The following is a 24,846-nucleotide window of genomic DNA, read 5'->3' as shown; positions in this document are numbered from 1 at the left end:
TAGGTTGTCAAAACGAGAAGGAGTCCCCATTATGAATAACGAAATTGAAGAATTATTACAAAAGGCTGATGCATTTACTTTAGCTACAACAGACGATGGTCAATTTCCCCATTTGATCGCTGTCTCGAGTCCAATTGAACGAAGAGATCATTATTATTTCAAATTCTATATTAACGGAGATGGTCAAACGGCAAAGAATATTTCTCGAGATCATGCCGGTACATTATTTGTGGTTGATTCGGATAATCACGAAAGTATAGCGCTAAAAGGATTTTTTATTATTGAAGAAATGACTGCTTATGAAGAGTTAGCTGCTGAAAAACTAAATGATTTTCAAAAAGGGTTAAAATATCCTAATCCGGTAATTGCTACTTTTGAAACTCTGGCGGTCAAACATTATAAAAACCGTCAAGCCCATTTCATGGATATGACGAGATAGTTAAGGCTAAACCTGACAACTTTGTCTGGTTTTTTTGATTTCGTCTTGCTATTTATTAATGAATGTCATAAATTTAAAGATGTAAATATATTTATGATAATTAAAGATAAATATTACGAATAAGGGAGGCTGTCATGAAAAAAGTAACAATCAAGCAAGTAGCAGAGCTGGCAGATGTTTCAAAAACAACAATCTCTCGTTTTTTAAATGGCCATTATGGCAATATGAGTCAAGAAACCAAACATCGAATTGAAAAAGTCATAAAAGATTTAGATTATCGTCCAAGTCGACAAGCCCAAGCTTTAAAATCAAAACATAGTTTCTTGATTGGTGTAGTGGTGGCTGATATTTCTAATATGTATGCCTCTTTACTGTTAAAAGGTGTAGGAGACGTATTAGCGAAAAATAATTATCAAATGGTGATTGTTGATTCAGCTAATTCGATTGAAAGAGAACACGAATTGATTCAAAAATTATTGGATCAAGGGGTAGAAGGGATTATTTTACAACCTTGTAGTCGCTATGCCAAACAATATCAATTTCTGTTAGACCGTCGTTTACCTTTACTTCTGGTTGACCGGCGAATCGAACCAGATCTATGTCCAGCAGTTGTAACGAATAATCATGCTTCGGTAGTAAATGTCCTTACTGAAGTTTTTAAGAAAGACTATCAACAAATTGTCGTAGTTACAGAACCTATCGCTGAAGTTACTACTAGAGAAGTTCGTTATAATACAGTCAAAGAAATGACCGAATCTGCAGGGAAAACAGTCCAATTAGTGGAGGTTACTGAAAGCTTAGATTTACGATCGATAGTCTTAAAAATGGTGAAGAATAGTAAAAAAACGTTATTATTTGCTTCTAATGGACGGGTCTTGATGGAACTTTTAACTATTTTAGCAGAAGAAAAAATTATTATTCCTGACGATTTAGGAATCACTGGTTTTGATGATTGGAAGATTACTGCTTTAGTAGGACCAGGAGTAACTAGCATTGAACAACAGTCACAAAAAATTGGTGAAGTGGCTGCTCAAAAGATGATTGATTACTTAAAAAATGGAGAAACAATTAAAGAAGAAACCATTGTACCTGCCAAATTGCGCTGGCGAAATTCAATCTAAATGATTATTCATCGAAAAAATATTTTAAATCAGAAACGAAAAACGATAAAATATCAACGTTATTTAAAAAATAATTTTACTGCGAGGGGAACCGGTTTCCAAAGCTCGCAGTTTTTTTCTGGCCAAATTTTTTGTTTTTTTAAATGAAAGCGTTTGACAAATTTAGGGAACCGGTTTACTATGAATCCATAAAGTTTATGAGAAAAGAAAGGGATGGAAGAATATGAGAGATTTAGTCTTAAATTTTTTAGTCTATGCTGATAAAGTTGCAAACGGTACCAAGCAAAGTGAATTAATAAAGGAAGCTGTTGATCTAGGTTTTAACAAAGTAGAAGTTCGTCGCGAATATTTTAATGATTTAGCTATTGAATTACCTGAAGTGAAAAAGGTAGCTGCAGAAAATAATGTTGAATTATTTTATAGTGTACCAGATGAAGTTTTTGTTGATGGAAAAATAAATCCCAAATTATCAGGGTATTTAAAAGAAGCAGAAGATACTGGCATCAAACATATTAAATGGAATATTGGTGATTTTACAGAAGAATCATCTTTAGAAGAACTTCATATGTTAACCGGTTCACCAGTAGCAATTAATATTGAAAACGACCAAACTTTAACCAGTGGAACAATTGAAGCGATTGAGACATTTATGAAAGCTATTTGTAAAGCCGATATTAATGTTGGTTACGTGTATGATTTAGGTAATTGGCGTTTTGTTGGCGAAGGTTTAGATGAAAAAGAAGCAGCAGAAAAATTAAAAGATTATGTTCGCTATATTCATGTAAAAGATGTCTCTTATCTTGATGATAAACCACAAGCTGAATTTTTAGATCACGGCGTTTTAAACTGGCGGGAAATTTTAGCAATTTTACCTCAAGATGTTCCGGTTGCCATTGAATATCCAACTACTGCAAATGATCAAATTCTTGAAGCGAAGAATCTTTTAGAGGAGGAGTAATCATGCAAGATCAACAAACTAAAATTGATCCAGAAAAATTTGCTTATCATTTTATGGATAGTTTAACGATCGATTTTTCAACTAAAAAAACCGAAGCAGCAGCAAAAGAAGCATTGGCGGGTTATCTTTCAGCATATTATTTAGCTCAAAGATTTAATAATCTAGAAAATGATTTCTTTAATGAAGAAACCGGTAAACCAATGTCGACTTATCAAAAAATTTTAAGTGAACTAAACCAATATTAGGAGGTGGCAGCGTTGGGTAGTATTATTACTGGATTATTATTAGCATTAACATTTATTATCTTTGTCGTCTACGCTATGAAAGGCGGAAACTTAACAGTTGGTTTCTTCGTAATGGCGGTTTTGTGGACCATCATTGGTTTAGTACCATTTAATGTAGCAGTCAAAGAAATTTTTACAGAGCCTGTTTTAAATTACGGGAAAACGGCCTCCTATATTATTTTTGGTTCTTGGTTTGGTCGAGTTTTAGTTGATACCGGAATTGCTGGAAGTATTTCTCGCCGAACAGAAAAAGTTGGTAAAAAGAGTCCGGTTTTAGCAACGGTTTTAATCGCTTTAGTAATTGCTTTGATTTTTACTAGTTCATACGGTGTGGGCTCTGCAATTGCTGTTGGGGTAATTTTATTTCCGATTATGTTTTCAATTGGTGTACCTAAAAATATTGCCGTTTCTGTTTTTACTTTATCAATCGGGGCAGCAATGTATGTAAACAATGTCTTGTTCGTTCAATTCCAAGTTTTCTTCCCAAAAGTTGCTTGGGGCGCTCATTACCAACGTTTTGGTTTTGTTGCAATGGCGGTTCAAATGGTAATCGTGATTTTATTTATACTATTTAATGCCAAAAAAATTCGCAACGGTAAACCATTTATTGTTGAAAGTGAGACAGTTGAAGAAGTACGTGAAGTTGCAGTTTGGACTTATATTTTACCAGTCTTACCAGTTGCATTAAGTATTTTTGCAAAATGGGATGCGGTTCCTGCCTTGTTGATTTCAATTATTATTGCTTTCCTTGCCACAGGAAATATGAAAACTTACAAAGGTTTTGTCAATATGATGAATGAAACAGCCAAACATGCGATTTCAGATATTGCTGGTTTATTAATCATGTTGTTTGTTTTAACTATGTTCCAATCAGCGGCTGTTCATGCAATGTCAGGCTTCACCTCAGTCTTCCAAAGTATCATTCCTGACAGCAAACTAGTTTTAGTCATTATTATTTTGATTATTGCACCACTAGCTTACTTCCGTGGACCATTGATGCTTTATGGTGCTGGTGCGGCAACTGCAGCAATTTTAGTTGGTACCGGGATGTTCAATCAATATTTCTTGTATGGTTTACTTGTAGTTCCTTCAATGATGGGTGTTTCAGCCGATATTACCCAATCTTGGAACTTGTGGGCGGTTCAATATTCAGAATTAGATACTAAGACATTTTTACTAACCGGATTGCCTTGGGCTTGGTTAGCTACGGCATTTAACTTAGTTGCAGCATATATTCTTTTATAAAAAATTTGAAAAGAGGTATTATTATGAGTGAGTTTTTAACGATTGGTGAACCAATTGCATTGTTTGGATCGACAGAGGTTGATAAAAGTTTGAAAGATGCCAGTAATTTCCAAAAATATTTGGCTGGCGCAGAAGTAAATGTGACTGTTGGTGTTTCCCGACTTGGTCATAGTACACAATACATTACTCGGCTTGGAAAAGATCCTTTTGGTGATTTTATTGTCGATCAGTTAGCAGAAAATAATATTGGCACAGATTATATTGATGAAACTGATGAATATTGGACGGCTTTCCAATTAAAAGACCGCGTCAGTGATGGCGATCCAAGTATTTTCTATTTTCGTAAAGGATCAGCGGCAGCGCATTTTGATAAAGCCGTTTTAGATACAATTGATTTTTCCGATGTGAAAATGGCCCATTTGTCCGGTATTTTTCCAGCAATTTCAGAAGAAGCCTTAGATGCTTTCCGCCATTTAATTACGCTATTAGAAAAAAATCATGTTCGGACTACCTTTGATCCAAATTTGCGTCCACAGCTTTGGTCAAGTCAAGAGCATATGGTGGAAACAATCAACGATTTAGCTAGTCATGCTGAAATTGTTTTACCTGGTATTAATGAAGGTGAAATTTTAGTTGGTTCAAGAGATCCTGAGACGATTGCTGATTTTTATTTGGCAAATGGTGAAGCGACTCAAACGGTGATTGTTAAATTAGGAACTGATGGCGCATATATCAAACAAAAGGATGGGACTAGTTTTACTGTGCCAGGTTTTAAAGTAGATCATGTGGTAGATACTGTGGGTGCCGGTGATGGTTTTGCGGCAGGATTAATTACGGCTTTAATTGAAGGAGAATCCTTGAAAGATGCTGTAATTCGTGCCAATGCTGTTGGTGCAATGGCTGTTCAAGCTCCTGGAGATAATGACGGTTATCCAACACCAGAAGAATTAGCAGATTTTTTAGCAAAAAATAAATAAGGTCGTGTAAGTATGAAATTACAAGCAGCAATCGATCGTGTCTCTTTAGAGGATGCGGTAGCTTTAGCGCTACAACTTGATGGAAAAACAGATATTGTGGAGATGGGTACTTCTTTAGTGAAAGATTACGGTATTGAAGCGATGACCCAATTGAGGGAAGCTTTACCTAATACAGAACTATTAGTGGATTTAAAAACCATTGATGAAGGTGCTTATGAGTTTCGTCAAGGTTTTAAATATGGTGGTGATATTTTAACAGTGATGGGTGCGGCGTCTTTAGATACTTTACGAGCAACTTATCAAGTCGCTGAAGAAGCCGGTAAAACTATGATGATTGATTTATTAGAAGTCAGCGAGGAAAAAATTGCTGAAATTCTTGAATTTGAACATGCTATTTATGCGTTACATCATTCGGTAGATCGTGTGGATAAACAAGATGCAGTAGGAAATGTTGCTCATTTTCATGAGAAATTTCCAGAAATCAAACGCTTGGCAATTGCTGGGGGCATTGATTTGGCGCAAACAAAGGCTCTAGCGACACAAGGATTAATCGAAATTGTCATCGTTGGTTCTAAAATTAGTAAAGCCAGCGATCCTGCTGCAGCGGTTAAAGAATTTATGGAGGGGCTAAAAGCATGAGTACAATAAAAACAATTATGGATGAAATCAATGAAGTGATGGCGCTAGTTGATGAAAGCCAAATCGATGATGCATTAACATTATTTCAAAAAGACAAACGAATTTTTGTGATTGGTGCTGGTCGCAGTGGTTTCCAAGGAAAAGGTTTTGCGATGCGCTTGATGCACATTGGTTATACCGATTATGTAATGGGGGAAACAATTACACCTTCGATTCAAAAAGGGGATACTTGGGTGGCTATTTCTGGATCGGGTACGACGAAAAGTATCGTTGCCGATACAGAAGCTGCGAAAAAACTAGGCTTGGACATAGTTGTACTAACGTCTGAACCAGCCTCACCTTTGGCAAAATTAGCGGACAAAGTAATTATTGTTCCTGGAGCGACGAAAACTGGTTCCGGAGTGAAATCAGTCCAATTGTTGTCTTCATTATTCGATCAAACTGTCCATATTACGTTAGATGCGTTAACTTTGAAATTGGCTAAACGAGACGATACATCAAATGCTGATGCCTTGCATGAACATGTAAATGTAGAATAATTTTTTGATCACTACGGGATTCTTCGTAGTGATTTTTTTACATTTTTAAAACATTTGTTATACTTAAAGGAAAGAGAAAGAAGGTCCTAGTATGTTTTATTTAGCAGAAGAAGAAAATGAAGAAACAAAAACAGATATTTCCGAAATTTATAAAAAGAAAATGTTGGAACAACGAACAATCTTAATTTATGGAGAAATTACGCAAGACTTAGCCAAAGAAGTGACATCTCAATTACTTTTACTAAGTGCTTTAAGTGATGATCCAATTACGATTTATATTAATAGTCAAGGTGGTCATGTGGAATCTGGCGATACTATTCATGATATGATTAAATTTATCAAACCAGAAGTTAAAATGGTTGGTACTGGTTGGGTAGCCAGCGCAGGAATTACAATTTATTTAGGTGCTGAAAAGAAAAATCGTTTTAGTTTACCAAACACGCGTTACATGATTCATCAACCGATGGGCGGCGTACAAGGTCAACAGACTGAAATTGAAATTGAAGCCCGAGAAATCATCAGAACCCGTGAAAGAATCAATCATTTGATTGCTGAAGCAACTGGTCAAACTTATGAAAAAGTTGCCGAAGATACAGATCGTAATTTTTGGTTATCTGTAGATGAAGCAAAGAAATATGGGATTGTCAAAAAAGTGATTAAATCATCTGACCAAGTTAAATAAACCATCAAGTCGCGAAACTTTATTGTTTTGTGACTTTTTTTATCTTTGAATGTGATAAAATAATAAAAAAATGGAGGTTCTAATAAATACATATGACAAAGACAATTCATCCTGGGAAAATGGTTACCGTCAATCAACATCAAATGCATATCTTCACTGCAGGAGATGGAGACAAGACCTTTGTTTTTATGGCTGGTTCTGGCACGGCCGCGCCAACTATTGACTTTAAACCGCTGTGGCAAATACTAGCCAAAAAATATCGCATTGTCGTGATTGAAAAAGCTGGCTATGGTTGGAGTGAAGCGACAACTGTTTCGCGAGATTTAGCTACAATGTTAGAAGAAAGCCGCGAAGCTTTACATTTGGCAAATATTCAAGCACCATTTATTTTAGTGCCTCACTCGATGTCTGGATTGGAAGCATTGTATTGGGGACAGAAGTATCCAACGGAAGTACAAGCAATCATTGGTTTAGATCCAGCTGTTCCTGCTGCGTATGAGAAATTAAAAATTCCTTCTAAGACGAATTTAAAGATTTCAAAGACTTTAATCAATTTAGGTGTTCATCGACCTTTTATGAAATTAGTTGCGAAAAATGTCTGGAAAAAACGTGGTACTAGTTTATCGTCAGAAGATTTTCAGCGCTATGTAGATTGTTATAAGGAATCATTGTTCTCGTCAGATGTAATAAATGAAGTCTTGACAGTGAGAGAAAATGTGGCAATCTGTCAAAAAGGTGAGGTGCCAAAAGATATTCCAGTCTATTATTTTATTTCTGATGGTAAGGAGATAGGATTAAAAGAAGATTGGCGACCCACTTTAATCGCCTATTTGGCTCAGTTTGAAACAAGTAAATACTTACTGCTAGATTGTGGTCATTATGTGCATGGAGAACGGCCAGAGGAAATTGCAGAAGAAATTGAATCATTTATTACTGAGATAAGCTAAAGCTTACCTCAGTTTTTTTATTTTAAGTTAGCTGGTCTAAGCGAGAAAAATCAACAAAATCTAATGAACTTTTATAGACATCTCGTAATAGTTTAACTTCATCAGATACTTCACTTTTATTTTTACTGGTGGCATGAATTCCTTTGATAAAGGTTTTGTGTAGAAAACTTAACTGATCATAGGTTAAAGCTCCCGGTAGATGACCTAAAAAGACCAGCCGTTTACCGTTAGCATTTTGTTGAGCCAAGTTAAAAATTTCTTGGATTTTTTCTTGATTCTCTGGGTCAGTTAGTCCAACGGTTAAAATTTGAACTTCTTGTTGCGGATCGCTTACTTTTAATAAATCTTTTAAATGCATTAAACTACCAGCATATACAGCACTGATAAAAATAACTGTATGACCTTTTAATTGTGCCTCGGTAATTTCTTCAATAGAGAATAGTGGTAGATTAAGTCTTTCAGCTAAATAGTTTGCGTATTTTTTTGCAGTACCATATCTAGTTGCGTAAATAATGATTTTTTCCATTATTTTCCTCCTTTATTTCGGTAGATAAGGGGCAATTTCTTGTGAAAATGCAGGATAGTCTATCTGTCCAAGGGCAAATTTTTTACTGGCAAGGTAAATGGCTTCAGTGGCTGTTCGATCTTTTTGATAAAGAAGTGAAACTTTTTGGTCTTCATTTTCTAAAGGGATCAACTGGTCTTGTTGGTTAGCGAAAGCTTCATAATAACGCAAACCAAATTTTCTTTGAGACAAGGCATCAAGATGGATACCATCAGGATTTGCCGATAGTCCTTTGGCGGTAACAAAATAAAAATGCTCGTCCGTATAAGCGATTTTTCGCAAAATTTGATTGATTTCATGATATTCAATAGCCTGTTGGCCGAAGCCAGTTTTACCTAAAAAATTCGGTAATTCGCCGATAATTATTGGAACATCAGGTAAATCTAACACTTCACGGAAAGCAGCAAAAACCTCCCGTAGTTTTCCCTCATAACTTTTATAAAGCTGATTTAAGCTATCATTTTCCCCTTGATGCCATAAAATACCAATAATCTCACTGGTTTCTTGCGCAAATTTTGCTTCCTTGACAGCGTGACGAAACAAAACCCCTTCTGGTGACCATTCAGCTATACTACTACCACCTTCAGCGCAAGGGATTAAGCCGATAGTTTCATCGGGATGCGCAAAACTATAAGCTTGCGCAAAACTAGCCGCCAATCCAATCCCAGCTACTTCACGATCAGAATGAATCGGTTCTGCCATCATTTGAAAGCGTCCATTCCTTAGCATTTGAATTTTTTCATTATAGATAGGCGGTACGGTGTGAATAAATCCGCGTCCAGCCATATTTGATTGTCCAACTAATAAAAATGATTTCATCCTATTCTCCTTCATTCATTATCTTTTTTATTTTAGAAGACTTAATGATAAGCGTCAAACAATCGAAGATCTCACTAAGAAATTGAGAATAAATATTTTTATCATAGAGAAAGTAAAACAGTATTTTTACATCGGCTTCAAATTTTTTATTAAACGTTCAGTCATCCATTTTAAGCGACTGTCGCGTCCTTTATCGGTTTTGGCATCGAAATAAGCGCGAGTGTAAGTTTTTTGCACTGAGGGAGACATAGTTTGAAAGTTTTGATAGGCTAGGGCATTTTCTTTTAATAAATCAGCGACTGTTTCTATTTGTTCAGGAGTGATAGCAGAGGGTTTGACAGCTTGATCCCATTGTCCATTTGCTTTGGCTTCACTGATTTTTTGTAGCCCAAATTCAGTGACTAAATCTTGATCTATTAATTTTTGAACAATTTTTTTGTTCTTTTCCGACCAACGACTATTTTTGCGACGTGGAGCGAAATATTTCATATAGGAATGTTCGTCAATTTTTTTCATGACACCATCAATCCAGCCGTGACACAAGGCTTCCTCTAAAGCTTCACTAGCTTTTAAAGTTGTGAAGGTCGCATCTTTTGAAAAAAGTAGCCAAATGCCTGAATTAGTTTGGTGATTTTCTGTAAGCCATTGATGAAAATCACTTTTAGCTTCAAAGTGTACTGGTTGTGTCATAAAAATCTTCCTTTCTTAATGAGTTTTTTCAAATTGCTCTCGATTACTTATAATTGCCTCTTGATTTTGGCGTAGCCAGATTTTTACAGTTCTCAAAATAACTAAGCTACTTTCTCCTAAAGGTGTTAATTGATAGGTGACAGGAAAACCAGTAGCAGTTTCTCCGATTTTGCTGATTAGTCCAGAGGCTTGTAAATTGTTTAAATTTTCAGTCAAAACTTTGCGAGAAACACCGGTCATTGTTCGATGTAATTCAGAAAAATTATGGGCTCTCTGGGCCAATGACAATAAAATAAAGGGAACCCATTTTCCAATAAGTGGTAGGGCCAATTCTCTTAGAAGCATTTCGTCAGCTAAATTTTGGTTATCATTTTGCACCTTCAGGTAACCTCTTTCTAAAAAAAAATAGTTTTCTTATAATAGCTTAAAGTATAGCATAAAGTGAGGAAGCCAATGAAAAACCATTTTTTTAAAAATTTTGCCTTTGAATTTGAGACCACTCGATTGATGTGGTATATCCCAAATGGTGGTGCCGATTACGGCGAAGTAGCAACTGTAGCGGAAAAAATCAATCCTAGAAATAATGAATCTTGGTATCAGGAATGGTCTAATTTTGCAGAAAAATTACAGCAAAGAGGACAGCAATTTCATTCCACAGAAAGCTGCGGAAATGCGTATTTACGAGCGAGTCGCTATTACCAAGCGGCTGAATTTTTCTTGTCACCACAAGATCCTAGGAAATTGACAGCCTATCAACAATCGGTTTCTTTATTTTATCAAGCTTTGGATTTAAAAAAAATCTCTTATCAAAGATATCAAGTCGGAAAATTTAGAACAGTTTTTTTCCAAACAACGAAAGAATCACGTGGTACCTTTTATATTTGTGGTGGATTTGATGCCTTACTAGAAGAATTGTATTTCACAAATGTAGTTTCAACTTTGGCACAGGGGTTCGATGTGGTTCTTTATGAAGGGCCTGGTCAATCAAATGTCATTCGCGAGCATCAGCTGGTTTTTGATGAAAATTGGGATCAAGTAGCTGAAGTAGTCATAAATTTTTACGAAAAAGAGATAGGCTTGAAGGGATTGCGTATTGGTGTTGGAATTTCTTTAGGGGGACTCCTCTTGGCAAGAGCAGCCAGTTCAAATCAGAATTTATTTGATAAAGTTATTTTATATAATTATTTTCCTTCAATGTTAGCCAGCTTTCAGAAATCATTACCTAAATTTTTGCATAAGTATTTAGATACAGGCTTCCCACTGTTTTTAGAAAAAATTTGTAGCCAGTATATTGCTAGTAATAGCTTTTTAAATTGGCAGGTAACGCATGCTAAGTGGGTTTTTGGCGCAGACTCACTAAATGAATTATTAAAGGTGACTAGTCGGTTTAATGAAGAAATCGCTTATAAAAGATTAACAACGGATTGTCTTATTTTTCTAGCTAAAAACGAAAATTATTATGATTATCAATTAGGGAGGAATTTCTATCAGAAAATTCCCGCAAAAAATAAGCGCTTGATCTTGTTTGATAAACAGGATTTTTCGGCAGATTTGCATTGTCAAAATGGCGCTGCTTATGATAGCAATGATCAATTATTTCAATGGTTAGATGAAGAAACCCTAAAAAGCTAAACTTTTTAGGGTCGTTTTTATTATGAATTACTAGAAAATCCCGCCATTTGGGTCGCAAAGGCTTGAACATTTCGTGTCTGAATATAAATTGTGCCATTGCCGTGAAATTCGTTCACGATTCCTTCACCAGTTTTAAAACCAAACATACCTGAGGCCACTCGAATATTATAATCTAAAGAACTAGTCCAGGCGATAACATGCTGATTGTCAACAATCACTGGTGCGTCTGGAGTGACTTGAATTTTTTCTAGATCACCAAAAGCTGAAACTAAGATAACACCACTTCCAGCAGTTTCCATGACAAACAATCCACCCGTTCCTCCTAAAAGAGCGCCAGATAATTTTTGACGTTTCATATTGTAACTAACCGATTGTTCACTAGCTAAAAATGCACCAGTATTTAAACGCCAATGTTCTTGTCCAACATCTAAAGGAATAATTTTACCGGGCGTTCCAGGAGCGATTGCAATCGTAGAAGTTGCTGATATTCCCGTCGCAGTACTAATAAAGAAACTCTCACCACTAGATACAGAACGGCCAATTGCAGATAGAGCGCCACCTAACCCTTTTTTTCCATTGGCATTCATGGAGCCTTCCAATTCAATCTCACCAAGTTCGTAAACCATCGCCCCTGGTTCAATTCGAATTTGTTCATTTTGTGCTAATTCAATTTTTGCAATCGGGGCAAAAGCACTCTCGGAAATCTCATACTTCATAACAACACTCCTTTTTTCATTTATTGCTGTATTATACCATGATTTGGTGCGAATAAATAAGTTAAAAATATCGCAAAAGAGATAAATAATAAGAAATTCCCAGCCACCAACCGGGAATCTATTATTATTTCAAATCAGTTTCCGAAATATTTTCCAAATAAGTACTAACCGTTTCAATTACTTGATTTATAGCAACTTCATCAAACGGCGAATTTAAATGCCCAGTTTGAAGGATTTCTGTAAATGTCTGAGTACCACCAACATGACAGATAGATAGATAATCTTCCCATGTTTTTGGATCTTTTTCGATTATTTTTCTTTGCCAAAATTGAAAAGCACAGACTTGAGCTAAAGTATAATCAATATAATAAAAAGGGACTTCAAAAATATGGCCTTGCCGATACCAATAAATACCACGATCTAAGCCCTCTGAAAAGTGATAATTTTTCTCTGGACAATATTGTTTTTCTAGCTTTCTCCAGCAAACTTTGCGCTCTTCAGCAGTCCAAATAGGGTGTTCGTATACTTCTTCTTGAAAATGATCTACTAATGCTCCGTATGGTAAAAATTGCAATGCACTACTCAAATGAGCAAAACGATATTTTAATTGGTCTTCTTTAAAAAATTTCTCCATAAAGGGCCAAGTTAAAAACTCCATACTCATTGAATGAATCTCCGCGGCCTCAGAAGTAGGAAAAACTAATTCCGGCTCTTCAATCCAAGCTGAATGATAGCTTTGAAAGGCGTGTCCAGTTTCATGAGTTAATACGTCAACGTCATCAGAAGTGCCATTAAAATTGGCGAAGATAAAAGGCATTTCTATAGCATCAATAAATTCACAATAACCGCCACTTTGCTTACCAGAACGACTGGCTAAATCTAATAAGTCTTGTTGTTTCATCTTTTGGAAAAATGCACCCGTTTCTGGTGACAACCCTTGGTACATTTCGGTCGCTTTTTTAATTAATTCTGATTGATTTCCTTGAGGTTTTGGATTCCCTTCAGGAAAAATTAATGGTAAATCATAATGATAAAGGGTATCAACACCTAATCTTGTTTGTTGTCGTTGATATAATTGAGTGGTTAAGGGAACCACTTTTTCTAAAATAAACTGACGAAATTTTTTTAAGTCCTTTCGTGTATATCCCCAACGATTCATGGCAATATCACCGTAAGTAACATAGGAGTCAAACCCTAATTTCATCGCAATTTGATGCCTTAGATTGACTAACTCAGAAAAAATCTGATCAAATTTTTCTTCATTTTCAGTGAAAAATTGCCAATAAGCCGTCTGTGCGCTTTCACGAATCGCAGTATCTGGATCAGAAAAATAAGCTGATATATCGGATAAATTACAAATTTTTCCGTTAAAATCGATTTCTGCTGAGGCAATTAATTGCGTATAGTCACTGATTCGTTCATTCTCCTGCTGTTTTAGATTGACTATTTTACTGCCAGTTAGCCGTTTTTGATCTTCTGCCAGTAAGAACAAGGTTTCAGGGAACTCTTTTTTTAAATCGCTAAGGAAAGGGGAGGTAAGTAAAGCAGAAAAAAAATCTCCATGAAGCTGATCAACGTGAGGCTGCTGTTGATCCCAATAAGTATTTTCTTCTAAATAAAAAACATCTTTTGTATCAATTGAATGACGGATATAAGCAACTTTTGCCATTGTAGTCACGTTTTTGCGTAAATGATTTAATTGTTTCAGCGCATTTTTTGCTGCAATGTATTCTGATGCATGCTTAAATTTATCTAGCTGTTTAGAAAATGAAGCTTGATAAGCTGTAAAATCTGGCCGTTGGTAAGTAAATGTAAATGACATGAGATCCCTCCGATATTCCAAGTATAACTGAAAACAATAAAAAAAGTCTGCCGAAAAATCGACAGACTAAGAAAGTATTTTACATTGCTGTTTCAGTTGTTAATGCTTCTTCAACTGGTGTGTAAGGTAAGTCTAAATCATTAGCAACTGGTTCAATTGTTAATTTACCGTCATAAGTATTTAGACCACGACGAAGTGCCAAGTTGTCATTTAATAAACTTACTAAATCATTATTAGCTAATAAATTAGCATAAGCCATTGTTGAGTTTGATAAAGCATAAGTTGCTGTTTGTGGTACAGCCCCAGGCATATTTGCTACGGCATAATGAACTACATCTTCTTTAATATAAGTTGGATCATCATGAGTCGTTACTTTGTCAGTTGTTGCAAAAATACCACCTTGGTCAATTGCCACATCGACAATTACTGAATGGAATGGCATGCCGGCAACCATTTCTTTAGTGACTAAAGTTGGTGCTTTGTGACCAGGAATTAATACCGCTCCAATAACTAAGTCAGCAGATTTAAGTGCTTCTTGAATATTGTAACGATTTGACATTAAAGTTTGTACGTTACCTTCAAAAATTTCATCCAATTGTTTCAAACGAGGAACGCTTACATCCATAATTGTTACATTGGCGCCAAGACCAGCAGCGATTTTTGCTGCGTTCATTCCTACAACACCACCACCGATAACAACTACGTTTCCGCGCATAACACCTGGTACACCTGAAAGTAAAATACCACGACCACCATTTACACGTTCTAAGAAGTTTGCACCGATTTGAGCAGCCATACGTCCAGCGATTTCACTCATTGGAGCAAGAAGTGGAAGAGACTTGTCAGCTGGTTGAACATTTTCATAAGCGATAGAATTTACACCTGATTTAATTAATGCTTCAGTTAATGGTTTGTTTGCAGCTAAATGCAGGTAAGTGAATAATAATAATCCTTTACGGAAATATTGATATTCTTCAGTTAGTGGTTCTTTTACTTTCATTACCATTTCTGCTGACCAAGCGCTCATTGCATCAGGGACGATAGTTGCCCCAGCTTCTCTATATTCATCGTCAGTAATTGCTGAACCTAATCCAGCTTCGGTTTCTACCAAAACTTTATGTCCGCGACTGGTTAAATCGAACACACCAGATGGTGGCAAAGCCACTCGATTTTCATTGTTTTTGATCTCTTTTGGAATACCAATAATCATTAGAAACACTCCTTTTGAAAATTTAGTTGTAAGCGATTACACATAGAATTTTACAAGATAAAATGCGCCTTTCCATTAAAACTTGTTAATAAAGTGCGAAAGTTTTCCTTATCAAAAAACGATTGTGAGGTTTTTAACAAGAGGTTTTTTTTATATTTTCTATGAAATAATCCGTTCTTTTTTAATTTTTTTGAAAGAATTTTTAAAGAGTTTAACTTTTTATTTATACTAGAATAAAAACAATTGCCAAAAGAAAACAAACTAGCGATAATGAATGAAAGGGGGCAGTGTAGATGCCTAAGAAAAATCGAATTGATACTTTAAAAGAACAAATAAGTTTCATTGAAGCACGGATCACCCGTTATCAAGAATTAGGTAATGGAGGCATCTTCAAAAGAATTTTATTTGGTGGTGGAAAGCAAGCTAAGCTTGATTTTATTGGTCTTTTAGTTGGCTTTCTTTTATTAATATATAGCTTGATAAAAAGTCTGAACAATTGGCATTTTATTGTGATGATGGTGTTATCTATTGTTGTTTTGTTTTATGCTGGTATCCAACTCAATGTAATCCGAAAAAAAAATCCTGCCATAAAATATCAAAAAATAGTAGCTAGCTTAATAAAAGAAGAAGAATCTATGAATCAGGAGTTGGGTAGGTTACTATCAGAAGCGGCTGATGACAAAAAGTTAAAAAGCGTTAAGAAGCAAGCAAAATGATTGCTTCTTGTGATAATTTCACATGAAAATAATTAAGGAGAAAAAGATAAAGTTGACTATTTGAATCAATTTTATTTTTAATCCTTTTGATTTTTCTACACTTTCAATTAATTATTGTGTTTTATTTAAGAAAGGTCTGATCCAAATAAATGTATTTATGGAAATGAATTTAATTCTTCTTATTGTAATGTTTGGAATAGCTTTTCACTGATGATGGACTAGATTCTCTTAGGACAAAAAGTGGATGAATATATAAAACGCTATATAATAGTTTTTTCTTTTATTTAACAGGTTTATTGGAAATTTTCAACATACTGTCAATAATAATCTGAGATAATAAAAATATGAAATTTTATTTTTTTTAATAAAAAAAGATAAAAAAAGGTAGAATGAGAAAAATAAATAGTTGCCTTTAATCTAAAGAACCCATAGAATAGAGTTTGAAATACAACAAATAATTGATAGTGGGGGAAACACACATGATTAACAAGCAAAGTTTAGTAGAACAAGTTGCAGAAAAAACAGGGTTAACTAAGAAAGATGCGTTGTCTGCTGTAGATGCATTATTTGATGGCATTCAGTCTTCTTTAAAAGCAGGCGAAAAAGTTCAAGTTATCGGGTTTGGTAATTTTGAAGTAAGAGAACGTGCTTCACGCAAGGGACGTAACCCACAAACTGGAGAAGAAATCACAATTCCAGCAAGTAAATCTCCTGCATTTAAAGCTGGTAAACAATTAAAAGATGCAGTAAAATAAGTTTCAATATCTCTAACTCTCGCTTAGGCGAGAGTTTTTTTGTTTTTTAAGGAGAGATTAATTTTTTTAAATATATTTTGTACTTCTTCTTTTTTTGGCTTATAGTTATTTTCGCGAGAAAGGAAGCGAGTTATGTTTAATTTTTTACCTCACTCAGTCCTACAGTTAAGCACAATTTTCTTATCTATTGTCATTGAAGCCATTCCATTTGTGCTGTTAGGCTGTGTTATATCTGGAATTTTACAAGTCTATTTGACACCGGAAAGAGTCAAAAGATTATTGCCTAAAAATAAATTTCTTTCTATCATAGTTGGTTCGTTGATTGGCTTTTTCTTTCCATCATGTGAATGTGGGATAGTTCCGATTATTAATCAGTTTTTGAAAAAAGGTGTGCCCGACTATACTGCCTTTGCCTTTATGGTCACCGCACCAATTATTAATCCTATTGTTTTATTTTCTACTTTTATAGCTTTTGGCAACAATTTTCATTTCGCTTTTTTACGAGCTTTAGGCAGTCTGATTGTGGCGATTATTGTTGGAAGTTGGCTGGCTTATGTTCATAAAGGTCCAGTGCTGACAGCTGATGAACAGGCCACAGTATCAGACCATGTTCATCATCACGAAGATAACCTATCTTTTTTTGGAAAAATATGGCAGGTTTTAGTTCATGCAATTGATGAATTTTTTGATACGGGTCGCTATTTGATTATTGGTGGATTATTGGCTTCGGCGATGCAAGTTTATTTACCAACCCAATTGATGATGACTTTGACTAGTAATAAATTCATCTCCATTTTAGTAATGTTGGTGTTAGCTTTTACCATGTCTCTTTGTTCAGAAGCCGATGCATTTGTCGGTTCTTCTCTATTAAGTTTATTTGGCACCAATGCTGTGGTAGCTTTTTTAGTTTTTGGTCCAATGGTGGATATCAAAAATTTGATGATGATGAAACGGCATTTCGAAACAAAATTTATTTTGCAATTGATAGCTTTGATCAGCATCATCGTGACAATCTATGCTTATGTGGTGTAAAGGAGGATAGCCAATGATTCGTTTTTTAATATTGTCAGGTTATTTTGAATTAATGATGTATTTGCAAGTTTCAGGCAATTTAGACAAGTATATTAATGTTCACTATCGTTATTTGGCTTTCATTACGATGGGGTTGTCTTTACTATTAGCCTTAGTCCAATTGAAAATTTGGGTTTCAGGAAACAAAGAACAAGCAGATCATGGGCATCACGATCATGGATTGACTAAACCTTATCAAAAAGCAATTGCTTATTTTTTACTGTCCGTACCACTGATTATTGGCTTTTTATTCCCAACGATTAGTTTGGATGCTTCAATTGTTGAAAATAAAGGCTTTAGTTTTCCTATTAGTAAAGAATCTACAGGGGATCCTCAAATGAGTACTCAATATCTAAAACCAGATACAAGTATTTATTATAATTCAGCTGACTACGATCAGCAGATGGATCAGTTAATGAAAAAATATCAAGATTTAGATGAGTTAAAAATTACCGATGAAAACTATTTAGAAATGATGGAATTAATCTATAATTATCCTAGTACATTTGCAGGCAAGCCGATTTCTTTTGAAGGATTTGCTTATGAGACAACCAAGGAAAACCAAACTTATGATTTCTTGTTTCGTTTTGGTGTGATTCACTGTATTGCCGATTCGGGAGTTTTTGGTTTGCTAGCTGATTTACCAGAAGGATCAAGTCTAGAAAATAATCAATGGTATCATTTAGAAGGTACAATAACGATTGATTATTTTGAACCCTATCAACGACAGTTGCCAGCAATTACTGTAACAAATGTAGTCCAAATATCTCCACCAAAAGATCAGTACGTTTATCGTGCATTCGAATAAAAAAGGTAAACCTCAAAAAAATGAGGTTTACCTTTTTTTTATAGTAGATAGGTTCGATCAAAAGTGATATTTAGCGTAGCTGGTTCATAGCGAGAAATATAAATTTGGCTGATGTATTCTGATAATTCTAGGTCAGACAACTTGATATTTTCAGGAACAACTAAATCAAAATGAAACGTTTCTGGCGTTGTCGTAGTATCAATTCTTAAATCATGCATCCGCAAATTTGAATCAATATCTCTTAAAACTTTTCGCATTTTAGGGGCAACCCGTTTGAAATCAGGATCATCAATCGGGTAAGGATCCAAGTGACAAACCAAATCAACATTCATACGTTCTTTGACCGTCTGTTCGATATCATCAATTACCTCGTGAGCATGTGGCAAACTCCAATCTTCATTTACTTCAATATGAACAGAAGCAAAAACACTGCTAGGTCCATAGCTATGAATCAATAAATCATGATAACCAATAATATTAGGATATTCATCTAATAGTTTTTTGATCTGACTAATCTCTTCTTGCGGGGCGCGGACGCCCATCAGTTCATCAATAAATTCTTTGATCATCTTTATACCTGTATAAATAATATACAGAGCAATCAAAAATCCAATATACCCATCTATTTGCCAGCCAGTTAACCATTCGATTAAAGCTGAAAGTAAGACTGCAATCGTTGTATAAACATCGTTAATACTATCTTGAGCAGTTGCTTTTAAAGTATTGGAATCGATTTTTTTTGCTAAGCGACGATACATTAAATTCTGCCAAAACTTCATTAAAATCGATAAAATCAATACAACAAAAATAATAGGTGATAATTTGACTGAACTAGGATCCAAAATCTTATCAAAAGAGCTATCTAAAAAACGAACACCAACATAGGTAACTAAAAAAGAAACAACAAACCCACTAATGTATTCAAAGCGTTCGTGACCATAAGGATGCTCTTCATCTGCTGGTTTTCCAGCAACTTTAAAGCCGGCAAGTGTAATGATGGAAGAAGCCGTATCTGACAAATTATTCATTGCATCTGCCATAATCGAGACACTTCCAGAAATTTGACCAATCAATAGTTTTGCTACAAAGAGTATTAAATTAGAAAACAAGCCGAGAACACCGGCTAAGATACCTACAGCTTCACGTGTGTTTCCTTTAAATTTTTTTGTAAATTGCTTGATTAAGAAAGTTAACATGCGGGACCTTCCTTTTTTAAAATAATATTCCTAGTATACTAAAATCACTCTCTGAATAAAAGAATTTTATGCTAAAAAAAATCATGAACAACAAATGAGAGATTTATTGCTTGGTATCACTGGCTTTTTAATGAACTTTTCTGCCCTTCACATTTTAATAAAGCTAAATTCTCGTATAATAATTATTGACAATAATTATTCATAGGAGGCCCACCATGGAAAATACAGTAGATATTAAATTATGGAATATTGATACCGGAGTCGTCGTCAACGCGCTAGAAGATTTCATTGAAGACTGGAAAATTTCACGCAATTCTGATTTACAAGAATACTTAAAGAGTTATTCACCTTACTTCCAAAGTGATGATGATACAAGAGAAGCAATGGAATTAATTTTAGGATATGCCAAGGAATTAATGGATGGGCAAAGAGATGAAGTTGATTTCTATGAAAATAAAATATGGGAAACACGTGATGGCGAAAGTGTCAGGACAACTCATTTTCACGAAAGAAAAATATCAAATATGTTAAACAAAATATTAATATTAAAATAATTAACCAATTAAACAGTTAAAATAAAAAGTATCTCAAAATTTCTTTTAGACAAGAAAAAAGAAACATGCTAGAATTATTCTTGAATACTATGTTTAGGAATGAGGGACTTTGGTTGAAACAAAATAAGTTAAAAACTTTATTAACGATTGGGGTATTGGTTAGCCCAATGGTATTATCTAGTTATCAAGCGTTGGCTGCTGAAACAGCAACAACTTCAGAAAGTGCGACACAGTCTTCAGCAACTGCTACCAGTCAGACAGAAACCGCTGAAACACAGCCACAATCAGAAGCAGAACCTGCGGTGGATACAGAAACAAGTACTACACAAACAACGACGCCGGAAGCAACACCTGAACCGGTTAAAACTTATAATATTTTTCTCAATGGTGTCGCTTTATCTAAAGAAGAAAATGCCAATGCTTTTTCTCACACTGATGCCGCAGGAAATACTATTCGATTTACTTATAACAATGAAGAAGGTTTAACTGCTGGTACAGAAGTGACTTATGCAATCACATTAAAAGAAAAGCAAAAGTTAGATAATATTTTAATCTATCAAACAATTGCTAGTGTTAATTTAATTAATAATGCTGATTTGACTGGAAAATTTGTGATGCCATCAATTGATGTTGCTTTTAGCATGAAAACTTCCGAAGTATCTGAGCAACCTAGTCAACCTGAAGAAAATAATAATAATTCAAATTCAAATAATAATACTAGCAATAATAATGAAGGTCAGCCAACGAATAATCCAGATCAATCGACAAATGAAACTGGAGCAACTACCACTGATGAAGGGCGCCAACCAAATCAAAATGGTGCAGGGGATGTTTATTCACCATCTAATGTAAATATTCCAACCTATAGCAATGCAGTGCAAAATGCTATTGTCCAAGCTGCTTATGCGCAATTAGGAAAGCCTTACGTATGGGGTGCTAAAGGACCAAATGCATTTGACTGTTCTGGTTTAGCTTATTATGTTTATCAACAAGCAACTGGTCATTTTATTGGTTCTTGGACAGGTGATCAACAGTATTCCGGGACACAGATTCCAGTCAGCGATGCACAACCAGGAGATTTATTATTTTGGGGTGCCCCAACTAGTGTAACAAGTCACGTTGCTATTTATATTGGAAATGGTCAATATATTCAAGCACCACAACCTGGAGATGTTGTGAGGGTTACTAATTTGGCAGACTATATGCCAACCTTTGCTGTTCGAGTTAATTTAGCTGGGTTGCCAGCTGCTAATTCATCCTTACAAAATGCATTTGGATCAGCTTATATCTTTGATCGCAATCAAACGACAGATGGATTTATCGAAAAAATCGGTGAAATTTCACGGACAATCGGCCAAGAACATGATATTTACGCCTCAGTCATGATTGCTCAAGCAATTTTGGAAAGCGGATCAGGAAATAGCTCTTTGGCTGCAGAACCAAACTTTAATTTATTTGGAATCAAAGGATCTTATGAAGGTCAGGGCGTATCTTTCAGCACACTAGAACAAGATACTGCGGGAAGTAGTTTTTCAATCACTGCCCAGTTTAGAAAATATCCTTCTTATAAGGAATCCTTAGAAGATTACGCTGATTTAATTAAAAATGGAATCGCTGGAAATTCAGATTTTTACAAATCAACTTGGAAATCAGAAACGAGCTCATTTAAAGATGCTACAAATTATCTACAAGGTCGTTATGCAACAGATAAGCAATATGCTCAAAAATTAGAAGCAATTATTGATGCATATGATTTAACTAGCTTTGATGAAGCTAGTAATGAAGTAATTGGTCCGAAGATGTCTGATTTATCTACCAAATTTTCATTAAGTAAAAGAAATATATTGATGACTAATGTTGCTTATGGTCCGCAATTACCAGAATTCTTTACTAAAGATTATTTTGTAGATTTATTTAGAGGCGACAGTATCATTGCTTTAGCTGCTAGTGCTGTTAAATCAAAAGAAGAAATCGCAACTACTACTAATACCACTTCAACTGTTTATTTAGCTTTAAGCAGAGGATTGATCGCTGTTTTACCACCAGTTAAATAGTATTTTTCTAACCGGCTCTGATAAAGAGTCGGTTTTTTAGATTGACCTGAAGAGAAATAAAACTTACTATTTAGAAGAACGAAAATCTAGGAGGTTTTTATGAGTATTAAATTAGTAGCAATCGATATTGATGGAACATTGTTAAATCCCCAAAGAGAAATTACACCAGGTGTAGAAGCAGCCTTGAAAAAAGCTCGAGCAGCAGGTGTTTATATTGTTTTAGCAAGTGGACGCCCATTAGTTGGTGTCCAAAATCAACTTGAAACATTAGGTTTGTTGACCGAAGAGGATTATGCAATTACTTATAATGGTGGATTGGTAGTCAATAATCACACAGGAGCGGTAGTTTCTGAATATGGCTTGACTAGAGATCAGTTTTTAGAGATTGATACTTTGGCTCGAAAATTAAATGTCCATTTGCATACAGAAGATAAAGAAGCGATTTATACTTCTAATCGTGATATTAGTCCTTATACAGTTCATGAATCTTTCTTAGTGGATATGCAAATTCGTTTTAGAATGCCTGACGAAATTGCAAATCAAGTTGTGCCTACAAAAATGATGATGATTGATGAGCCGGAGATCTTAACTGAGGCAATTCAAAAAATCCCTGCCGATTTTTATGACCGCTATACCCTTGTACAAAGTACGCCATTCTTTTTAGAAGTCTTGAATAAAGAAGTTAGTAAAGGATTGGCTCTGGAAAAGTTAACAGAGCATCTAGGTTTACAACAATCCGAAGTAATGGCGATTGGCGATCAAGAAAATGACTTAGCAATGATCCAATACGCTGGAACAGGAATTGCCATGGGAAATGGTACAGCTTCAGCAAAGGAATTGGCTGATTTTGTGGTAGCCAGTAATGCAGAAGATGGCGTTAAAGAAGCGATTGACCGTTTTGTTTTCTTGGAGAAAAAATAATGAAAATGACCGAACCTATTACTTTTAGAAGAGGACTAACTTTAAAAAATAGAATTGTAATGGCACCAATGACTGTCAAAATGAGTTTTTATGATGGGATCGTAACTGATGATGAGATTGCGTATTATCAAATGCGGGCTGGAGCAATTGGTGCAATTATTACAGGTGCCGCTAATGTTCAGCCCAATGGCAAAGGTTGGGAAGGAGAGCTTGGTGTCGATGACGATAAACAAATTCCACGCTTAGCCAAATTAGCTTCTGCGATTCAAACAAATGGTACTAAAGCTATTTTACAAATATTTCATGCCGGACGTATGACTGATTCTTCTGTTTTAAGAGGTGAAACACCAGTATCTGCCAGTGCAGTACCGACTCATAAGGAATGGGGGGAAGTGCCCCGAGAAATGAGTCATGAAGAAATTTTGGCAGTCATTGATAATTATGCCAAAGCGACAACGCGAGCGATTCAAGCTGGCTTTGATGGTGTCGAATTACATGGAGCAAATTTATATTTGATTCAACAATTCTTCTCCTCTCATTCTAACATCCGTGAAGATATGTGGGGTGGAAGCTTGGAAAAGCGTTATACTTTTATCGACCAAGTGGTCGCTGCTGTGACGAAAGTAGCTGATGATTCTGAAGTAGAAAATTTTATTGTCGGTTTCCGTTTTTCTCCTGAAGAATTTACTGAACCAGGTATTCGTTTTACTGATGCATTGTATTTAGTTGATCAGTTAGCTGAGACAAGTTTGGATTATTTACATGTTTCTTTAAGGGATTATCAAAAGAAACCAGAGCTTCCAGACTATCAAGAAAAAACGATTGTCGAATATTTAGCTGAAAAAATCGCTGGTCGAATCCCTTTAATCGGAGTAGGAGAAGTGACTACGCAAGCAGATGCTGAAAAATTATTAACGACAGCTGATATTGCGGCTTTAGGAAAAATTTTACTCAGTGAACCTAATTGGTATAATAAAGTGATTCATCAACAAGAAGATTTAATTCGTCATAAAATTTCTAGCTATGATCGAGAAGAACTGCATATTAGCAATGGTGCTTGGGGCTTCTTAACCGATCGAATGGCCGATCGCATTGACTAAATGAAAATAAAATGAAAATTTGTTTAAAAAATAGCTTGACGAATCTTATTTAGAGGATTATAATAGTTTTCAATATAACAGTTAAACAAAAGAGAAGTAGCCTAAGATAATTTTTTCAGAGAGCTGATGGGACTGCGAATCAGTAAAATTACTTTTGTGAATGGCCTTTTGGACCGAAGATTTGAACACTTGTTTAGTAGGATTTTCCGGGTACTCCCGTTACAGAGAAAAGTTATTGATAGATAACTGATAGAGGTCTTTTTAGACATTTTTGAGGTGGCACCGTGGATTATCCGCCCTCGAACTAACATACGTTGGTTCGGGGGCTTTTTTATATTTCAAAATAGATAACAAGAGAAGTAATCAAGAATTGAAAGATTTACAGC

The 24,846-nt window shown here is 35.2% G+C and carries 27 protein-coding genes and 2 other annotated features (1 of these 29 only partly in view); of the genes, 19 read left to right on the top strand and 8 right to left on the bottom strand.

Translation table 11 applies throughout. The features are described 5' to 3' along the window. Positions 1-31: 31 nt before the first annotated feature. The 10 genes from ID741_RS15055 to ID741_RS15010 all read left to right on the top strand — a co-directional run bounded on the left by ID741_RS15055 (position 32) and on the right by ID741_RS15010 (position 7,831). Positions 32-439: a pyridoxamine 5'-phosphate oxidase family protein gene (locus ID741_RS15055; RefSeq protein WP_218325878.1), complete on the top strand. Its 408-nt coding sequence runs from the start codon at positions 32-34 to the stop codon at positions 437-439. Positions 440-558: 119 nt separating this feature from the next. Further along, positions 559-1,560, top strand: a complete 1,002-nt coding sequence (locus tag ID741_RS15050) for a LacI family DNA-binding transcriptional regulator (protein WP_343214718.1) — start codon at positions 559-561, stop codon at positions 1,558-1,560. 223 nt (positions 1,561-1,783) lie between these two features. Continuing rightward, a complete protein-coding gene (locus tag ID741_RS15045; RefSeq protein ID WP_218325880.1) occupies positions 1,784-2,518 on the top strand; it encodes a sugar phosphate isomerase/epimerase family protein in 735 nt (244 codons plus the stop codon). Between the two features lie 2 nt (positions 2,519-2,520). Continuing rightward, positions 2,521-2,763, top strand: coding sequence for a hypothetical protein (locus ID741_RS15040; RefSeq protein WP_218325881.1), 243 nt, complete (start codon positions 2,521-2,523; stop codon positions 2,761-2,763). A 12-nt stretch (positions 2,764-2,775) separates the two neighbouring features. Then, entirely contained in the window at positions 2,776-4,047 is a 1,272-nt protein-coding gene (locus ID741_RS15035) for a gluconate:proton symporter (protein ID WP_438720555.1), read from the top strand. 23 nt (positions 4,048-4,070) lie between these two features. Continuing rightward, positions 4,071-5,024, top strand: a complete 954-nt coding sequence (locus ID741_RS15030; protein WP_218325883.1) for a sugar kinase — start codon at positions 4,071-4,073, stop codon at positions 5,022-5,024. A 12-nt stretch (positions 5,025-5,036) separates the two neighbouring features. Next, complete coding sequence (locus ID741_RS15025; RefSeq protein WP_438720554.1) at positions 5,037-5,663, top strand: orotidine 5'-phosphate decarboxylase / HUMPS family protein; 627 nt, start codon at positions 5,037-5,039, stop codon at positions 5,661-5,663. Further along, positions 5,660-6,202 carry a 6-phospho-3-hexuloisomerase gene (hxlB, locus tag ID741_RS15020; RefSeq protein WP_218325885.1) on the top strand — a complete coding sequence of 181 codons (543 nt, stop codon included), beginning with the start codon at positions 5,660-5,662 and terminating at the stop codon, positions 6,200-6,202. Before ID741_RS15025 ends, hxlB begins: the two co-directional genes overlap by 4 nt. Positions 6,203-6,293: 91 nt before the next feature. Beyond that, the gene (locus ID741_RS15015; RefSeq protein ID WP_438720553.1) at positions 6,294-6,884 is read left to right on the top strand and encodes an ATP-dependent Clp protease proteolytic subunit; all 591 of its coding nucleotides are present in this window, start codon (positions 6,294-6,296) and stop codon (positions 6,882-6,884) included. Between the two features lie 92 nt (positions 6,885-6,976). Beyond that, positions 6,977-7,831 carry an alpha/beta fold hydrolase gene (locus tag ID741_RS15010; RefSeq protein ID WP_218325887.1) on the top strand — a complete coding sequence of 285 codons (855 nt, stop codon included), beginning with the start codon at positions 6,977-6,979 and terminating at the stop codon, positions 7,829-7,831. 22 nt (positions 7,832-7,853) lie between these two features. Here the strand turns inward: ID741_RS15010 and ID741_RS15005 are convergent, their stop codons facing one another. The 4 genes from ID741_RS15005 to ID741_RS14990 all read right to left on the bottom strand — a co-directional run bounded on the left by ID741_RS15005 (position 7,854) and on the right by ID741_RS14990 (position 10,283). Beyond that, a complete protein-coding gene (locus ID741_RS15005; RefSeq protein ID WP_218325888.1) occupies positions 7,854-8,357 on the bottom strand; it encodes a flavodoxin domain-containing protein in 504 nt (167 codons plus the stop codon). Between the two features lie 12 nt (positions 8,358-8,369). Then, a complete protein-coding gene (locus ID741_RS15000) occupies positions 8,370-9,215 on the bottom strand; it encodes a sialate O-acetylesterase (RefSeq protein ID WP_218325889.1) in 846 nt (281 codons plus the stop codon). Positions 9,216-9,341: 126 nt separating this feature from the next. After that, positions 9,342-9,905, bottom strand: a complete 564-nt coding sequence (locus ID741_RS14995) for a YdeI/OmpD-associated family protein (protein ID WP_218325890.1) — start codon at positions 9,903-9,905, stop codon at positions 9,342-9,344. Between the two features lie 15 nt (positions 9,906-9,920). Then, on the bottom strand, positions 9,921-10,283 hold the full coding sequence (locus tag ID741_RS14990) for a winged helix-turn-helix transcriptional regulator (protein ID WP_218325891.1): 363 nt from the start codon (positions 10,281-10,283) through the stop codon (positions 9,921-9,923). A gap of 75 nt (positions 10,284-10,358) precedes the next feature. On the opposite strand from ID741_RS14990, the gene ID741_RS14985 reads away from it, so the two are divergent. After that, positions 10,359-11,537, top strand: coding sequence for a serine aminopeptidase domain-containing protein (locus tag ID741_RS14985; RefSeq protein ID WP_218325892.1), 1,179 nt, complete (start codon positions 10,359-10,361; stop codon positions 11,535-11,537). Between the two features lie 20 nt (positions 11,538-11,557). Here ID741_RS14985 and ID741_RS14980 read toward each other — a convergent pair whose 3' ends face one another. The 3 genes from ID741_RS14980 to ald form a co-directional block, all read right to left on the bottom strand. After that, the gene (locus ID741_RS14980; protein WP_218325893.1) at positions 11,558-12,253 is read right to left on the bottom strand and encodes a TIGR00266 family protein; all 696 of its coding nucleotides are present in this window, start codon (positions 12,251-12,253) and stop codon (positions 11,558-11,560) included. 124 nt (positions 12,254-12,377) lie between these two features. After that, on the bottom strand, positions 12,378-14,075 hold the full coding sequence (locus ID741_RS14975) for a M3 family oligoendopeptidase (protein WP_438720552.1): 1,698 nt from the start codon (positions 14,073-14,075) through the stop codon (positions 12,378-12,380). 79 nt (positions 14,076-14,154) lie between these two features. After that, a complete protein-coding gene (ald, locus tag ID741_RS14970; RefSeq protein ID WP_438720551.1) occupies positions 14,155-15,285 on the bottom strand; it encodes an alanine dehydrogenase in 1,131 nt (376 codons plus the stop codon). Between the two features lie 293 nt (positions 15,286-15,578). Between ald and ID741_RS14965 the strand changes: the two genes are divergently transcribed. The 4 genes from ID741_RS14965 to ID741_RS14950 all read left to right on the top strand — a co-directional run bounded on the left by ID741_RS14965 (position 15,579) and on the right by ID741_RS14950 (position 18,635). Then, a complete protein-coding gene (locus tag ID741_RS14965; protein ID WP_438720550.1) occupies positions 15,579-16,001 on the top strand; it encodes a hypothetical protein in 423 nt (140 codons plus the stop codon). Between the two features lie 479 nt (positions 16,002-16,480). After that, the gene (locus tag ID741_RS14960; protein ID WP_218325897.1) at positions 16,481-16,756 is read left to right on the top strand and encodes an HU family DNA-binding protein; all 276 of its coding nucleotides are present in this window, start codon (positions 16,481-16,483) and stop codon (positions 16,754-16,756) included. Positions 16,757-16,888: 132 nt separating this feature from the next. After that, a complete protein-coding gene (locus tag ID741_RS14955; protein WP_218325898.1) occupies positions 16,889-17,788 on the top strand; it encodes a permease in 900 nt (299 codons plus the stop codon). Between the two features lie 13 nt (positions 17,789-17,801). Continuing rightward, on the top strand, positions 17,802-18,635 hold the full coding sequence (locus ID741_RS14950; protein ID WP_218325899.1) for a TIGR03943 family putative permease subunit: 834 nt from the start codon (positions 17,802-17,804) through the stop codon (positions 18,633-18,635). A 38-nt stretch (positions 18,636-18,673) separates the two neighbouring features. Here ID741_RS14950 and ID741_RS14945 read toward each other — a convergent pair whose 3' ends face one another. After that, positions 18,674-19,831: a cation diffusion facilitator family transporter gene (locus ID741_RS14945; protein WP_438720549.1), complete on the bottom strand. Its 1,158-nt coding sequence runs from the start codon at positions 19,829-19,831 to the stop codon at positions 18,674-18,676. Positions 19,832-20,046: 215 nt separating this feature from the next. Between ID741_RS14945 and ID741_RS14940 the strand changes: the two genes are divergently transcribed. The 4 genes from ID741_RS14940 (at position 20,047) to ID741_RS14925 (ending at position 24,460) form a co-directional block, all read left to right on the top strand. Next, the gene (locus ID741_RS14940) at positions 20,047-20,385 is read left to right on the top strand and encodes a hypothetical protein (RefSeq protein ID WP_218325901.1); all 339 of its coding nucleotides are present in this window, start codon (positions 20,047-20,049) and stop codon (positions 20,383-20,385) included. A gap of 113 nt (positions 20,386-20,498) precedes the next feature. Beyond that, on the top strand, positions 20,499-22,439 hold the full coding sequence (locus tag ID741_RS14935) for a glucosaminidase domain-containing protein (protein ID WP_438720548.1): 1,941 nt from the start codon (positions 20,499-20,501) through the stop codon (positions 22,437-22,439). A 99-nt stretch (positions 22,440-22,538) separates the two neighbouring features. Further along, positions 22,539-23,360, top strand: coding sequence for a sugar-phosphatase (gene yidA / locus ID741_RS14930; RefSeq protein WP_218325903.1), 822 nt, complete (start codon positions 22,539-22,541; stop codon positions 23,358-23,360). Next, positions 23,357-24,460: an NADH-dependent flavin oxidoreductase gene (locus ID741_RS14925; protein ID WP_438721237.1), complete on the top strand. Its 1,104-nt coding sequence runs from the start codon at positions 23,357-23,359 to the stop codon at positions 24,458-24,460. The genes yidA and ID741_RS14925 overlap by 4 nt, the downstream gene beginning before the upstream one ends. Positions 24,461-24,534: 74 nt before the next feature. Beyond that, positions 24,535-24,764 (top strand) — a binding site (T-box leader). Between the two features lie 34 nt (positions 24,765-24,798). Beyond that, positions 24,799-24,846, top strand: a binding site (T-box leader) (it continues 184 nt past the right edge of the window).

Origin of the sequence: Enterococcus sp. AZ103 (genome assembly GCF_051714685.1) — a bacterium.
GTDB classification, from domain to species: domain Bacteria; phylum Bacillota; class Bacilli; order Lactobacillales; family Enterococcaceae; genus Enterococcus_A; species Enterococcus_A alishanensis.
The sequence above is the reverse complement of the archived record's forward strand: the minus strand, read 5'-3'. Positions and strand labels throughout refer to the sequence as shown.